At 45.1% G+C, this 15274-nt stretch carries 15 protein-coding genes; 9 read left to right on the forward strand and 6 right to left on the reverse strand.

The window, feature by feature from the left end; all coding sequences use genetic code 11:
• Positions 1-543 precede the first annotated feature (543 nt).
• On the reverse strand, positions 544-1176 hold the full coding sequence (gene rimM, locus OSCIL6407_RS0115120) for a ribosome maturation factor RimM (RefSeq protein WP_007354742.1): 633 nt from the start codon (positions 1174-1176) through the stop codon (positions 544-546).
• Between the two features lie 340 nt (positions 1177-1516).
• Here rimM and OSCIL6407_RS0115125 point away from each other — a divergent pair, with 340 nt between their 5' ends.
• Positions 1517-2749: a tetratricopeptide repeat protein gene (locus OSCIL6407_RS0115125; protein WP_007354740.1), complete on the forward strand. Its 1233-nt coding sequence runs from the start codon at positions 1517-1519 to the stop codon at positions 2747-2749.
• 396 nt (positions 2750-3145) lie between these two features.
• On the opposite strand, the gene thiL is transcribed toward OSCIL6407_RS0115125, so the two are convergent.
• The 3 genes from thiL to OSCIL6407_RS0115145 form a co-directional block, all read right to left on the reverse strand.
• On the reverse strand, positions 3146-4162 hold the full coding sequence (gene thiL / locus OSCIL6407_RS0115130) for a thiamine-phosphate kinase (protein ID WP_007356194.1): 1017 nt from the start codon (positions 4160-4162) through the stop codon (positions 3146-3148).
• A gap of 435 nt (positions 4163-4597) precedes the next feature.
• Entirely contained in the window at positions 4598-5047 is a 450-nt protein-coding gene (locus tag OSCIL6407_RS0115140) for an Hsp20/alpha crystallin family protein (RefSeq protein WP_007354607.1), read from the reverse strand.
• Positions 5048-5223: 176 nt separating this feature from the next.
• Positions 5224-5511, reverse strand: a complete 288-nt coding sequence (locus OSCIL6407_RS0115145) for a hypothetical protein (RefSeq protein ID WP_007354606.1) — start codon at positions 5509-5511, stop codon at positions 5224-5226.
• A 199-nt stretch (positions 5512-5710) separates the two neighbouring features.
• Between OSCIL6407_RS0115145 and OSCIL6407_RS0115150 the strand changes: the two genes are divergently transcribed.
• Positions 5711-6535, forward strand: coding sequence for an MlaE family lipid ABC transporter permease subunit (locus OSCIL6407_RS0115150; RefSeq protein ID WP_007354605.1), 825 nt, complete (start codon positions 5711-5713; stop codon positions 6533-6535).
• A 240-nt stretch (positions 6536-6775) separates the two neighbouring features.
• Here the strand turns inward: OSCIL6407_RS0115150 and OSCIL6407_RS0115155 are convergent, their stop codons facing one another.
• A complete protein-coding gene (locus OSCIL6407_RS0115155; protein WP_007354603.1) occupies positions 6776-7165 on the reverse strand; it encodes a hypothetical protein in 390 nt (129 codons plus the stop codon).
• 148 nt (positions 7166-7313) lie between these two features.
• Between OSCIL6407_RS0115155 and rppA the strand changes: the two genes are divergently transcribed.
• Positions 7314-7988 carry a two-component system response regulator RppA gene (gene rppA / locus OSCIL6407_RS0115160; RefSeq protein WP_007354602.1) on the forward strand — a complete coding sequence of 225 codons (675 nt, stop codon included), beginning with the start codon at positions 7314-7316 and terminating at the stop codon, positions 7986-7988.
• The gene (locus OSCIL6407_RS0115165) at positions 7981-9234 is read left to right on the forward strand and encodes a sensor histidine kinase (RefSeq protein ID WP_007354601.1); all 1254 of its coding nucleotides are present in this window, start codon (positions 7981-7983) and stop codon (positions 9232-9234) included. The genes rppA and OSCIL6407_RS0115165 overlap by 8 nt, the downstream gene beginning before the upstream one ends.
• A 130-nt stretch (positions 9235-9364) precedes the next feature.
• On the opposite strand, the gene OSCIL6407_RS38575 is transcribed toward OSCIL6407_RS0115165, so the two are convergent.
• Positions 9365-9526: a hypothetical protein gene (locus OSCIL6407_RS38575; RefSeq protein WP_019487398.1), complete on the reverse strand. Its 162-nt coding sequence runs from the start codon at positions 9524-9526 to the stop codon at positions 9365-9367.
• A 158-nt stretch (positions 9527-9684) separates the two neighbouring features.
• Between OSCIL6407_RS38575 and OSCIL6407_RS0115175 the strand changes: the two genes are divergently transcribed.
• The 5 genes from OSCIL6407_RS0115175 to OSCIL6407_RS0115195 all read left to right on the forward strand — a co-directional run bounded on the left by OSCIL6407_RS0115175 (position 9685) and on the right by OSCIL6407_RS0115195 (position 15120).
• On the forward strand, positions 9685-10395 hold the full coding sequence (locus tag OSCIL6407_RS0115175) for a porin family protein (protein WP_007357768.1): 711 nt from the start codon (positions 9685-9687) through the stop codon (positions 10393-10395).
• Between the two features lie 19 nt (positions 10396-10414).
• Positions 10415-11758 carry an APC family permease gene (locus tag OSCIL6407_RS0115180; protein WP_007357767.1) on the forward strand — a complete coding sequence of 448 codons (1344 nt, stop codon included), beginning with the start codon at positions 10415-10417 and terminating at the stop codon, positions 11756-11758.
• 15 nt (positions 11759-11773) lie between these two features.
• Positions 11774-12475, forward strand: coding sequence for a methyltransferase domain-containing protein (locus OSCIL6407_RS0115185; protein ID WP_019487399.1), 702 nt, complete (start codon positions 11774-11776; stop codon positions 12473-12475).
• A 676-nt stretch (positions 12476-13151) separates the two neighbouring features.
• The gene (locus OSCIL6407_RS0115190) at positions 13152-13544 is read left to right on the forward strand and encodes a DUF3119 family protein (RefSeq protein WP_007357764.1); all 393 of its coding nucleotides are present in this window, start codon (positions 13152-13154) and stop codon (positions 13542-13544) included.
• Between the two features lie 349 nt (positions 13545-13893).
• Positions 13894-15120 carry a DUF3086 domain-containing protein gene (locus tag OSCIL6407_RS0115195; RefSeq protein ID WP_007357763.1) on the forward strand — a complete coding sequence of 409 codons (1227 nt, stop codon included), beginning with the start codon at positions 13894-13896 and terminating at the stop codon, positions 15118-15120.
• Positions 15121-15274: the final 154 nt, after the last annotated feature.

Raw genomic sequence — 15274 nt, forward strand, 5'->3', positions numbered from 1 at the left:
AGGGAAAGAAGAGGAAGAAGGGAATAGAATTAAGGGTTTGAGGAAACTAGAATGTACTAACTACCTAGAAGGTTGCTATAAGTCTTGTTTTCTATCCTGTAAAGTTCTGCCTTCACTTTTGTATCCTCAAGTGAGCTTCTCTTTCGATTACTTGCTGCTTACAACTAAATTGAGCAACTCTCTATCAAGAAGCATAAAGAAAACTCTGTGCTACGATTTAAGTTTAGTATGTTTTTTTTTAGTTGTCTATCAGCAGATTTAGAATTTTACTGAAACCAAATTTATACAATAAGTTTGTCGTTCAAATCATAGAAATACATATTTTTGTAATAATTTGGTTAGTTCCATTACTCTTGCCAGTTCTCGCCACCATTAAGTTAACACGGCAACGACCCTTAACGGTAGGTTAATCCTATTCTCTTAATGCCAGTTGGGGTTAATCTTATGAAAGAATGTCTAGAGTGAATATTGGGCGATCGCACTCAAAACTAAGTAATCCCTCTCGATCGCAATAGCTCTAGACTTTAGCCCAACACTTGCTCGTTACTCAAGTAAACCAGGTGGAGGCGTAATTTCAATCCGGCGCTGCCCGATCTCAACAATGGGGACGATCTCTTGGACAAAGGGAATTAAAACTGTTTTTGATTTTGACTTGAGAGGGCGTTCCTTTTGTTTTTTGCTGCGGCGTTGACTGGGGTGGGTCGCTACTTGTCCAGTGGCAGACTCTTCCTCTAAAATGTTTGCGGGTTCAGGCTTCTGCTGCAATTCTACTTCTAAGATGTCATTACCGGCTGGAATTATATCCACCACAGTGCCTAACATTTCACCCGTCTGTTGGTAGAATACTTGCAACCCGATCAAATCGCGCACATAAAATTCACCTTCCTCCAAATGAGGGCGATCGCTTGCAGAAACGAACAGTTGGCAACCCCGCAGCGCTTCTGCCTCGTCTATATTCTCCACCCCTGCTAACTGCACCGCATAAATTCCTTTCCCCGGAATATAGCGCCCTCCCAAAAACTCAATCGGTTCGGGCTCTGCTTTGCCAGGGCGCTGCATCCAACGCTGTCCCGGTTCCAAGAAACGTTCTGGGAAGTCGGAGTTGGGATATACCCGCACTTCGCCATTTAAACCTTGAGGTGCGACAATTGTACCGATTTCTACCCAGTCAGACATAAGCGTTTAGAGCTGATATTACCTTTTTATTTTGATGCAGTCAGGCAGCTATTGCCCATGCAGTTTTGGCGATGGGAGTATCAAGGGCTAGGGGATCGTATAAAAGATATCCTAGATTTAATAGCAACCGCTTTTGTCGATTAGGATACTCGCTCATAAGTAGAAGGAAGAAGGAAGAAGGAAGAATGTTTATACAGTCAGCTTTTTAGCCATCCCGATCTTATGTTTAATTAGGTGGAGCTAATTAGCTCGAACCCGCTGATTCTATTCCCTTCTTCCCTAGCCCCTAGTCCCTAGCCCCTAGTCCCTAGCTATAATAGTCTGTTTCAAGACCGAACTCATGAAAATCCGAAATCTGGTAGCGATCGCGAAGGCAATTGCTTGGGTCAGCATCTTTACAGAACTTAGCGCGATCGCGATCGCCACTATTTTACTCTCTCAAAGTGCCACTGCTGCTCCCTCTGCGACTTCTAGGGGGCTATTAGCTCAACAGCAGGATTTACAAGAGATGCAGCTAAAAGAGGAGATTCGCGATCGCGTCTCCGAAGAAGTTGACACCGCTTTTCGCCGCACAGCATCCATGCTGAATGTGTTTTTAATTGTACTTACTTTCTTCCCCACCGCCGCCGCCGTCGGCGTTTGGATATTGTTAGGGAAATTAGCCCAGCAAACAGCTCTTGCCCAACAAGAAATTGCTAGTCTTAGAGACGATACAATTTCTCAATTAAAAACAGTTCTGACTGAAGCTCAAACCGTCTTAGACGAACTTAACCAGCAAGAAAAATGGGGCGAAGAAGACACTGATATTTTGTTCGCCGACCCGGAAATTCAAGAATTTACCCCGGTAAAATATGGCGATCGCAAACAATTAATGAGCGGTAGCGACTACGCCAAACAGGGAGACGCTTATTTCTTTGAAAATCGCTATGAAGAGGCAGTTGACGCTTACAATCAAGCCCTACAAATTCAGCCAGACTTAGCAGATACTTGGAACAACCGAGGCGTAGTGCTGACAAGAATGCAGCGATATCAGGAAGCAATTGATTCCTACGAACAAGCTACAAAACTTCGCCCCAACTATCCTGACGCTTGGAATAATAGAGGAGTAGTATTATTAGAAATGCAGCAGCTTTCAGAAGCCATTGCCTGTTACGAACAAGCAATTCAAGCCAAAGCCGACTATGCCGATGCCTGGAATAATCGAGGAGTTGCACTTTCCAAAATGCAAAAGTATGAAGACGCTGTTATCTCTTACAATCAAGCATTAGTAATTAAAAATGATTATACAGACGCTTGGAACAATCGAGGCGTTGCCCTCACTAAGCTACAAAAATATGATGCGGCAATTGATTCTTATGATAATGCCACTAAAATTAGACCCGATTTTTATCGAATTTGGTACAATAAAGCTCGGTGTTATGCTCTTCAAGGTGAAATAGAATTAGCTCTAGAAAACTTGAAACGAGCATTTAATCTCAACCAAAATATGTGCAAGCAACTAGCAGTAAATGAAATAGACTTTGAATCTCTTAGGCAAAATGATATATTTAAAGAGTTAATTGGGAATGGGTAATTGGGAATGGGTAATTGGTAATTGGTAATGGGTAATTGGTAATGGGTAATTGGTAATGGCTCATATCAATTATCCCAATTGTTGATGAGTAAATCCACCTAATTAAACATAAGATCGGGATGGCTAAAAAGCTGACTGTATAAACATTCTTCCTTCTCTCCTAGATAACTAAATTTTTCTTCCTTCTTCCTTTTTCCTTCTTCTTACAATCGACATTGTTAAGTGAACTTCACAGGACTTACGCACCCAACCAAAGAAACCGGGTTTTTTGACGAAAATACTTCGTTTTCACCCAAAGATTTTCTCAAAAACCCGGTTTCTGGGACTCCCTGCGTAAGTCCTAGTTCATACAATCAACCTCATTCTACTCCTCCTGCCTTCTATTACAATTCACAATTAGAAGTGTTGAAATCCTTTAGTTAGGCTTAACTCTTCTTCTGGATAGATGCCGTTACTATCTACTAACAAAATGTCAGGATTTTTGGTAATGTTTCCTACTATAGCTGCTCCAACTCCTAATTTTTCTACTAACTTTTGAGCAATTTCCGGGGGAAGACATAGAATTAGCTCGAAGTCTTCGCCGCCATATAATCCCCAATTCAGTGCTTTTTCTGGGGATACTAAACGGCTAATAGTTGTAGGAATAGAGATTTGATTGCGCTCAATTTTTGCTCCAACATTGCTAGCCTGACAAATTTGAATAATGGCATCTGCTAAACCATCGCTGCTATCCATTCCTGCGATTTGAATTTTCGATTCTGACCCCCATTGTAAGAGTTTAGAATCTATAATTTCCCAGAGGATCGGTAGCACATCTAATCGGGGTTTGGGACGCTGGTGAGCGAGTATCAGCGACGATCGTTCGGGGGGAGTAAGGGATGTCTCTAATTGGGGGTTAAGGAGCAATTCTAGGCCAGCTCGTGAGGCTCCGTGAGGGCCAGTGGCGACGATGAGATTGCCTGGTTGGGCGCTACTGCGGCGGATGGCGCAGGCGGAGTCAACTTCTCCGAAGGCAGTAATAGCTAGAGCAATTAGGGGCGATCGCACAATATCGCCGCCAACGATCGGGGTATTATATTGTTGCAAACAAGCTGTCATCCCTTGGTAGAGTTGCTCTACCCAAGTAACGGGAGTGTCAGGCGTGAGGCTAAGTGCCACAGCGATCGCTAAGGGTGATGCTCCCATCGCCGCCAGATCGGATAAATTAGCAGCAACGGCACGCCATCCTGCGTCTTGGGGTGTTGTGGTGCGATCGCTAAAATGCACCCCATCAACGAGCATATCAGTGGTAATCACCAGAGATTTATCGGGATGGGTAGGGATGATTGCGCCATCATCTCCAATAATTTCTGGGGGACAGAATTTTTGTAGAATTGCTAATAAGCCTTGTTCTCCGATGTCTTTAATTTTCATTATTTTTAACAACTTTTCCGATATCTTTAACTTTCTTAGGACTTACGCTCATGGCTCCAGAAACCGGGTTTTTGAGAGAATCTGTGGGTTCGGGCGAAGTATTTTCGTAAAAAAACCCGGTTTCTTTGGTTGGGTGCGTAAGTCCTGTTTCTATAACTTACCCATAATTATTTGTAACGCGGCAGTATGGTAATTGGCGCGATCGCCAACAAAGCCAAAAAAATTAGGGTGAGTAGTTCCCACCCTAAATCTATCGTAGTTTTCAGCTCGCGAAAGTACAATCTCCCAATCACAATTAGCCATTAGCCATTAGCAATTAGCCATTAGCAATTAGCCATTAGCCATTAGCAATTAGCCATTAGCAATTAGCCATTAGCCTCTTCTAACGCAACTGAAAACCGCTCTATCTAGCTCACCTCAAATGCTGAGGAAATATTAATCAACCGAATCAAGCGACACCTTAACAACTCGGTTCTTTTCAGCTTCAGCTTTAGGTAGATTCAGATTCAAAATTCCATCTTTGTACTTAGCTTCCACCTTGTCATTTTGAATGCGTGCAGGTAGAGGGATCACGCGGCGGAAAGAACCGTAACGGAACTCAGAACGAGTAATACCTTTATCTTCCGTCTTAGTTTCAGAGCGGCGTTCCCCGCTAACAGCAACAGCTTCCGCCGTCACTTGCACGTCCAAATCCTTAGCCTCTAAACCAGGAATTTCTAGTTTTAAGTGAATAGCTTCTGGAGTTTCATGCAGCTCAGCGGCAGGCATAAACGCAACACCATTAGAACCCCTCTCTACTGGCGGCGTAAAGGTATCAAACAAGCGATTCATTTCTCGCTGCAAAGTATCAATTTCCCGGAATGGTTCAAAACGAATAAGAGACATAATCAATACCTCCAATCTTCTGAATTTTAGGGTTTAAAGAAACCTTGATTTAACTGTCTCTAATGTATTGATAATTCCCCAATTAGGTGATTCGGTTTTCTCCCAGCACCACGTTCGCATTACCGTACTTATGTACTCTTGTACTCCCAGTGTTAATCTCCGAACCAAATGTACGGTTAACCGCCCCGCACATTTTGACAGGAAGCATAGGTATCAAACAACACTCCCACCAAACTAAAAGTAATGCCAATTACCAAAAATCCCTCAACGGGGCTACCATTGCCGAAAGTTGCTAGGAACTTCAAAATCTGACCCGCCCCAAAGTGGCCAACCTCTTGTAGGTAGGGCAGGTGACTAATCAAGTAAAAGCAGCTCAACCCAACTCCGATTAACAATAGCGGAGCGACAAAGCTGAAAAGACTAGCCAGCAGTAGAGAGCGAAGAAAATTAGGCACGATGCTCATATAGAGACTCACAAATCAGCTAAACTGCCTACAGGTATACAAGTTGAAATTACTTGTCCTCTTCTACGATAGAAGCGATCGCTCTTTTACAGCGAATCTGTCAGAAAACTTAAATTTTTAGTTAAAGAAACTTGTTTAAGATTTGTACTGAGTTAAAGAAACTTGTTTAAGATTTGTAGAGAGATTTTATTTTTCTCTAATGTTGTTACAGCCATCCTTAACCTTGAGTCAGACTAATTCTTCCAGCCTGGGATTGTGGAGTCAGCGATTTCTAGCAGCAATACTGCTGGGTGGCCAAGTGACTCTGCACCTGTTCACTCGCACTATTCATCGCCGCAACACCCTTGACCAAATGGTGGCTGTGGGCCCGGAATCCCTACTCATCGCCTTGGTGACTGCGGGTTTTGTGGGTATGGTGTTTACAATTCAGGTAGCGCGGGAGTTTATTGCCTTGGGTGTAACTAACGCCGTTGGTGGTGTACTAGCTGTCTCTTTAGCACGCGAACTTGGCCCAGTCTTGACAGCAGTGATTATTGCTGGGCGAGTCGGCTCTGCTTTTGCTGCTGAAATTGGCACTATGCAAGTAACAGAGCAGATTGATGCTCTCTATATCCTCAAAACTGACCCGATTGATTACCTGGTAATTCCTCGCGTTATTGCTTGCTGTCTGATGTTGCCAATTTTGACCATCTTATCTCTGGTAACGGGTATGGCTGGGGGTCTGCTGATTGCTACCAGGATGTATGGCGTTCCTCCCGTCGTGTTTTTGGAATCTGCCCGAAACTTTCTCACGCCTTGGGATATTTGTGCTCCAGCTATCAAAGCTTTTGTTTTCGGCGCTTTAATTGCGGTGATTGGTACGAGTTGGGGTTTGACGACTACTGGCGGTGCTAAAGGTGTTGGACAGTCTACTACGACTGCTGTTGTGACTTCTATGCTTGCGATCTTTATCTGCAATTTTTTCTTGTCTTGGTTGATGTTTCAGGGCACTGGTAGTATGGCTCTCCAGCGACTAGGTAATTAAATTATGCAGGAGGCAGGATGTATGAGGTCGATCTTCTGAAGTTAACTCAAGTGCTGAGTTAGAGGCGATCGCGCCTCAACATCTCGATATTTCAATTATTCAGGACTTTGGCACCCAACCAAAGAAACCGGGTTTTTTACGAAAATACTTCGCTCGGACTCAGAGATGCTCTCAAAAACCCGGTTTCTCAAGCCATGAGCGTAATTCCTACTGGTATAAGGTTTTTGCCGTTTCAAACGCTCAGTTTTTAATCCGGTAGCCGATCAATTTGCGGACAGTTTCGACCGGTATTGCTAATTCTTGGGCGATCGCAGCCTCTACTTGACTGGCTTGGGTGAATGGAAACTCATATTCCAGCCTCTTTAAAGTTGAGTCAGTAGTTTTGACAAAAATAGTGGTAAAGCCCCGGCTGCGATCGATTTCTGCCTTGATGGTCAAGATTGTTACTGACAACCTCACTTCTAACTGTCTATTTGCCTCAAGTTTGTTAACGGAGTCATAACGACGGCTTAGAACTTGGGCTGCGATCGAGTTACCTGTAGTCCAGAATAAGGCGGCTACCAAAGGCAGGGGCAACCAAAATTCCCAGTGAGCGCGGTGGAGAAGTTGTCGGAAGCGAGGTAAAGCCATTGGAATTTTAGATTTAGATTACGCGCGATCGCATACAGAAACTACGAACATTCTAGTTAGCAAAAGATTGACGTAAATCTTACCTCTGACGGACGCTTTTCCTAAATGTCTTCTCTACCATAAAGCTTGCAGAACAATGGTTAGATCGATGCGAATTCTGCTAGTAGAAGACGATGTGAATCAACTCGAACCGCTTCAAACTGCTCTCTCTGAGGCAGGACATATTGTAGATGGTATAGAAGATGGGGCGATCGCTCAATGTATTTTATCGCAGCGGGACTATGACCTGTTGATCCTGGATTGGTTATTACCTAAAGTCAGCGGCTTAAGCTTGTGTCAGCAATACCGCCGTCTGGGAAAAACTGCCCCAGTGTTGCTGTTGACTGCTAAAGATACGACTGTTGATAAAATTAGTGGTTTAGATGCTGGAGCGGATGATTATCTGATTAAACCTGCCGATGTGTTTGAACTGCTGGCGCGGGTGCGGGCCTTGGGACGGCGATCCCCAGTTTGGCAAGGGGATACTTTACAGGTTGAAGACCTGACTCTACATCTATCAACGCTGACAATGGAACGCGGCGATCGCAGTATGCTTTTATCGAGGCGCGAATTTCAATTTTTGGAGTATCTCATGCGTCACCCTCGTCAAGTCCTTTCTCGCGGTCAAATAGAGCAAGCTTTGTGGGAGTGGGGCAGCGAACCGGAGAGTAATGCGATTACTACTCTGGTGCGTCGTCTGCGGCAGCGATTGCAGGCGGTGGGTGCTGTCACTTGGCTAGAAACTATATATGGTATGGGATATCGCTTGAATCCAGATGTTTAATCGTAGCCGTCGCAATCTTGCCCAGTGGTTTACGCTGTCGATGGGGACTATTCTGATCGTTTTTGCCGGCATTATTTACTACCAGCGATCGGTTAACCACTTAGAAGAAAGCGATCGCCTACTCTACAAAAAAGCAAGAGTTATGGCTGCCAATATCGATTATGGTTGGCACCAAGGAAAAGAACGCATCGATCTGAGTAACGTTCCGATTCTGGGGAATTATTCTCCCCCGCCTGACAGTGAGATTATTTACGTTCGCTGGTATTCGGCCACTGGAGAACTACAACAATTTTATGGGATGCAACCCTTGGATCGGATTCAGGCGATCGCGGCCTTTGAAACCATTCAATCTCCCTCCAACTGGCTGCGACAATTAACACTACCAGTTGACTACAACGGACGCACGATTGGCTACCTCCAAATTGCTATCCCGTTGACAGATGCTCGGAATACACTCAGAGAGTTGCTGATCGTAATGGTGGTAACAGTGCCTTTGACCTTGGGCGCGATTAGCTTAGTAGGTTGGTTTTTAGGCGGGTTGGCGATGCAACCTATTAGGATTTCCTATACTCAACTACAACGTTTTACCTCTGATGCCTCCCATGAATTAAGGGCACCGCTTGCCATCATTCTTAGTAATGCCCAGGTTGGGTTACTCAGTCCAGTTGAGGCAGGTAAGCCTAAGCACACTCGATTAGAAAAGATTGCGGAAACGGTTAAGTCGATGAATCGGTTAGTGACCGATCTCTTGTTTTTAGCACGACAGGCAGGACATTTAGACCCGAACTCGATGCAATCGATTGACTTGAAGGAGTTGTTGAAAGATGCGATCGCCACTTTATCAATACAGATTGTTGAGCGGCAGTTAACGCTTAATTTACAACTCCCTGAAGACAGAGTTATTATCAAAGGCAATGCAGATTTATTAAAACAAGCGATCGCGAATCTACTCACTAATGCTTGTAAATATACCTTGCCTGGAGGAACAGTATGGTTGCGTTTATTGCATCAATGTCATCGCCTTTTAATTCAAGTAGAAGATACGGGAATCGGCATTCCAGAGGCAGATTTGCCACAGATTTTTGACCGATTTTACCGAGTTGATGAGGAACGAACGCGGGAGAAAGGTGGCTATGGATTGGGATTAGCGATCGCCCAGCAAATTGTGGAAGCTCATGGCGGGCAGCTAACAGTAAGTAGCCAGGTGGGGAAAGGTTCTCTGTTTCAAATAGAACTGCCTCTTTAGAGAGGCAGATGGCAGATGGCAGGAGGCAGGAGGAAAATACAATACTAGAAAGGGTTTGGGCTGCTGACTGTATAAACATTCTTCCTTCTCTCCTAGATAACTAAATTTTTCTTCCTTCTCTCCTAGACAACTAAATTTTTCTTCCTTCCTCCTTCCTCCTTCCTCCTTCTCTCTCTCTCTCTCTCTCTCTCTCTCTCTCTCTCTCTCTCTCTCTCTCTCTCTCTCTCTCTCTCTCTCTCTCTCTCTCTCTCTCTCTCCTTCTTCCTTCTTCCTTCTTCCTTCTACTTATCACCCCTAAAGGGGATGGGATTCTTAAAAAATTTGTTCTTTAATCTGCCTAGCGATAGGTTTCTTGGCGCAATTAAACTCTGTCACTTTCCAGTCACATTTGCTATTGAAGCTAAAGATAGTCATTGATTGTTTGCCCTATCTTAGAATAGGTTTTTGACGATGAAGACTTCTCGGTTCCAGCAATTCTTTTTCATTTCCAGTCTGGCAGGAATTCTACTTTTTCTGAGTGGGCGATCGGCTTACGCTGAACCTCTGCCAACTACCCCTCAACCAACTGCTACTTCTGAATTTTCCTCAGATTTATCACCCTTGGAAGCCAAAACAATACCCATACCCGACAAGGTTTTAACCTCTGCTGCCAGTTTGCAGGCTGAAACGTTATCGGTTCAGACAATTGACCCAATTCCTGAATCAATATCAGAACCTGCAACCCCAACGGTTGCCCAAGCAGTACCCCCTGGTCGAGCGACACTATCGGGGCCAAGCTACGTTGGCGTGGGTGCAAATATTGGCTTTGGCGGACGCACTGATTTGGGGCGGGGTAGTTTTACCATTTTCAGCAAAATTGGGTTGACCAATAATTTGTCCGCCCGCCCTGCGATCGCCGTTGGCAGCGAACCGGCTCTTTTACTACCTGTCACCGTTGATTTTCCAGTTCGTTCTGTTGCTAATGGACGAGTCGGTATTGCGCCCTATGTGGGAGGTGGTGCTGTGATTTCGACAGGTAACGATAGCGTAGTACGCGCACTGGTTACAGGTGGTGTCGATGTTCCTTTATCGGAGGAATTTACGGCAAACGCAGGTGTCAACGTCGGATTTTTGGGCAAAACGGAAGTTGGTTTACGGCTAGGTGTCGGTTACAACTTCTAGTCGTTGAGAAGGTAAAACTGTGAATAGATTAGAAAACATTGCACTGCTGGAACGTCAAGAACCTCAAAGCGCGGCTCCAAAACCATCCATTAGTCTAATTGATGCGATCGCCTTGATTGTTGGGTTAGTAATCGGTGCAGGCATTTTTGAAACCCCTGCTTTGGTTGCTGCTAATACCGGCACGGTTGGTGGTGTGATTGGAGTCTGGCTGATTGGTGGTGTGGTGTCATTGCTGGGAGCACTTTGCTATGCCGAATTAGCTACGACCTATCCCCATGTCGGCGGTAACTATTACTACCTGAAACGGGCTTTTGGGCAACCGATCGCGGTTTTATTTGCCTGGGCACGCATGACTGTGATTCAGACTGGATCGATCGCGTTGCTGGCATTTGTGTTTGGCGACTATGCCTCTCAGCTATTGCCACTAGGTGGTTACTCGCCTGCCATTTACGCCGCAGTCGCGATCGCCCTGCTGACAATGCTGAATATCATTGGGCTGCGCCAAAGCAAACACTTCCAGAACGGGCTAGCAGTGATACTCGTTTTAGGCTTATTGCTGGTCATCCTAGTGGGTCTGACATCTTCCCTTCCTCCCACCCCGTCCCTTCCCGCCGATGCCTCCCCTACCTCTTCCTGGGGCTTAGCGCTGGTCTTCGTGCTGCTATCCTACGGCGGTTGGAATGAAGCCGCTTACATTTCTGCCGAAATTCATAACCCGCAGCGCAATATCATCCGCTCTTTCCTGTGGAGTATTGGCATCATTACAGGACTTTATGTGCTGATTAATTTGGCGTATCTGCGGGGATTGGGTGTCGCAGGTATGGCAGACTCTCAAGCTGTTGCCGCCGATTTATTGCGGCGAGTGCTGGGTGAGCCGGGAGCCGCCTTTGTGAGTTTACTGGTTGCGATCGCCACGCTGGGATCGATCAACGGCACCATTTTTACGGGCGCACGCAGTAGCTTTGCTCTAGGACAGGATGTATCTTCCTTTCGCTGGTTGGGACGCTGGTATCCACATCCGAGTTCACCTACAACCGCTTATTTATTTCAAGGCGCGATCGCTCTGATGCTGGTTGGGCTGGGAACCTTCACCCGCAAAGGATTTGAAACAATGGTGGACTATACTGCGCCCATCTTTTGGTTCTTCTTTCTACTGAGCACTCTGTCGTTAATTGTTTTACGCATTCGAGAACCCAATCGCATCCGCCCCTTTAGCGTCCCGCTTTACCCCATCGTTCCGCTGTTGTTCTGTGCCATTTGCGGCTATTTACTCTACTCCAGCCTAATCTATGCAGGCATCGGTGCGATCGCGGGGGTCATCGTTGTTTTACTGGGTTTTCCCTTTGTCCGTCATAGTACATAGCAAACTTTTTTGGAGATGACAATCGTGCAACACAAAACTATTAAACGCTCCCTCTTTATTGGCGTTAGCATTCTCAGTCTTGCTGGAATCGGCTGTAGCCAAATGCGTAACTTTGAGACAGTGGCTCCAAGTCCCACTACTAACTCTCAAACTGATTCTGCTGCCGATCGAGTGGAAACGACTTCTAATAATACAACGGAAGTTCCTGTTTCTAATTCCACAACGGAAGCTCCCACCCGTACACCTGATGTCGTTTACGTGCCAACGCCTGTAAAGGTTGTGGATGAAATGCTGCGGTTGGCAAATGTGCAATCCAATGATGTAGTTTACGATCTCGGTAGTGGCGACGGTCGGATTGTAATTGCAGCCGCTCAAAAGGTGGGCGCACGGGGTATTGGTATTGATATCAACCCAGAACGCATTCGAGAAGCTAATGAGAATGCCCAAAAAGCAGGCGTGAGCGATCGCGTCGAGTTTCGTCAGGCAGATTTATTCCAAACTAACTTCAGTGAGGCCACAGTTGTCACGCTTTACTTACTGCCGGAACTTAACGTCAGACTGCGCCCCAAATTACTCAGTCAATTAAAACCAGGTACGCGCATTGTTTCCCATGAATTCGATATGGGCGATTGGAAACCTGAGCAGGTAGTAGAAGTGGAAGGCAGAAAAGTTTACTACTGGGTTGTACCTGAAAATCCTCCTGCTAATTTGCGGTAGCGCAGCTTCAACAATAAATTAGTCAGGACTTACGCAAAAGATCGGTAGCGCCGCCATCTTGGCGGTTCATTGACCGCCAAGATGGCGGCGTTACGTAAGTAATGCGTAAGTCCTATTAGTGCTAAGCATGGTCTAATCCGTGTTTTGTCACTACGGGGAGATAATTTTCTCGAACTACTGGTTTTTCAGGTTTTCGCCTTGCGAACCTTAAATTATTGAGCCTGGCTAAAATCCAGCGATCGCAAGGCGAAAACCTTTTTCTCTAAATCAAGTAAGTAGAAGGAAGAAGGTAGAAGGAAGAAAAATTTAGTTATCTAGGAGAGAAGGAAGAATGTTTATACAGTCCGCTTTTTAGCCATCCTTATCTTATGTTTAATTAGGTGGATTTACTTATTAGTAAAGAAGCAAGCTAGTCATATTAATTATACAAAGTACCATAAAGTAGCTTATATTTTATTTATATTATAAGATGTGAAATGGATATAAATTCTCCTTTTCGCCTTCAAAAGGCTAATTCCTAATTGCTAACCTCTGGCCCCTCTTTTCGTACCCACAGCGATCGCGACATTTTCTCATAAATCCAGATTCAATCCAATTTTTTCCATCAGCAGGCGCAAGTCCTACGAGATAAAATGAAATAATTAGCAACATTCGTTTACAAGTCGGGATTAAGCCTGTGACTGCAACTTCGTCATCCATCAACTCGACACAGACAATAGAACTGACTCCGAGTTACGCGATTCCCCTAATCCTAGTCGGGATCTCCCTACCTCTGCTGCTGGTGCAAAAAGTGGTAAGTTTAGCGATCGCTCTTTTTGGCTTGTTTCTGATGTATCAGGCCGCTACCATCCGCCTGAAATTCACTGACACAGCCTTAGACGTATACCGCAAAGAAGACCTAATCCGGCGCTTTCCCTACCAAGAATGGCTTAACTGGCGGGTATTCTGGCCGGCCGTACCCATTCTGTTCTACTTTAAAGAAGTCAACAGCATTCACTTCCTCCCGGTACTCTTCGATCCTAAAATGCTACAGGCGTGTTTAGAACAGCGCTGTCCGCGAAAGGACTGAAGAATGAAAGATGAAGTCAGTTAACTGTTAACTGTTAACTGTTAACTGTTAACTGTTAACTGTTAACTGTTAACTGTCACCCTGTTCTCATACAACTAAAAACTGCTATGTAAATTTACCTAATTAAACGTAAGATGAGAATGGCTAAAAAGCTTGCTGTATAAGCATTCTTCCCTCTTCCCTCTTCCTTCTTCTTTCTTCTTATATAGCAACCGCCAAGACGGTTAGGACACTCGTTGATGACTAAAACCATGATTCATTGCCCTCCCTCTTCCCCTAGCCCTTAGCCCTCTTCCCTCTTCCCCTAGCCCCTAACCCCTAGCCCCTAGCCCCTTCTTCCCTAGTCCCCATGAATTCAGACGAAACCCAAACCCAAGAACATCATCAAGAAGCAATTGAAGTGTCAGTTAATCCAGAAGATTCCAGTCCAAAGGATGAGGCTGTGACAGAGGCAATTGAGTCTGCGATCGCACAGCCGGCAGAGGATTTATCAATTGCCTCTGCCATTGATGAATCGGCTGTACAGCCAATTACTGAAGGCGAATCCGCCGCCGACCCAAATCCTATAAGTGAACTATTAACAGACATCACAGACAATGTAACCGAAAAGTTAGTACAGCAAACGATCGACTTGCAACAGCAACAACAGGAGTTGAAACAAGAAGTTGAGACTATGCTGGCGACAAAAGCTAATTTGCAGCAGGAACTCAGCGACACTCAAGCCGCAATTGGGCGTTTAGTGCAAGAAGCTTTAGGTCAATTAGAACAGCGCAAGCAATCACTACAAATTGAAGTAGAAAAATTAGAACGCCGTCGCGATCGCATTCAAAAAGAAATGCGAACCACTTTTGCAGGCGTTTCCCAAGACTTAGCAATTCGAGTTCAGGGTTTTAAAGACTATCTGGTAGGAAGTTTGCAAGATTTAGCAAGTACCGCCGAACAATTAGACTTAGTACCAGAAGTACAAGAACAACCAAAACAAATTATTGAAGAGCCTCGATCCTCTGCTGATGCACCTCCAAATCCCCGATTTACCGAGCAAGGTTTTCAAGAACAAGCCAAACAAATTCGGCTTATTCTCGACCAATATCGCACTCTCCCGGACTACTACGGCCCGCCTTGGCAATTGCGGCGCACTTTTGAACCAATTCACGCCGAAAAAGTCTCGAATTGGTTTTTTACACAAGGTGGAAAGGGAGCTTTACGAACAATGGGTTCCCGCTTGCAAAATATCTTGATTTCTTCAACAGTAATTTCTGTACTTAGAACCCTATACGGCGGTCGTTTGCGAACTCTTGTACTAGCTAACAGTCCCGAACGTTTAGGAGAATGGCGTAGAGGTTTGCAAGACTGTCTAGGAATTACTAGGAATGACTTCGGCCCGGAACGAGGAATTATTTTGTTTGAGGCGGCGGAAGATGTAGCACAAAAAGCAGATCGCTTAGTGAAAGAAGGAAAATTGCCTTTAATTATAATTGATGAGACTGAGGATCAAATCAGTCTGTCAATGCTCCAATTTCCGTTATGGTTAGCCTTTGCTCCCGACCCACAGAATTTGATGCCTAAAGATTTTTGATAGAACAAGTTAGTTATAGCTAGGGGCTAGGGGCTAGGGGCTAGGGGAAGAGGGGGAGGATGGGGAAGAGGGGGAGGATGGGGAAGATGGGGAAGATGGGGAGGATGGGGAAGATTTATCTCCCTCATCTCCTTCATCTCCCCTGCTCAAGAGC

Origin of the sequence: Kamptonema formosum PCC 6407 (genome assembly GCF_000332155.1) — a bacterium.
GTDB classification, from domain to species: Bacteria; Cyanobacteriota; Cyanobacteriia; order Cyanobacteriales; family Microcoleaceae; genus Kamptonema; species Kamptonema formosum.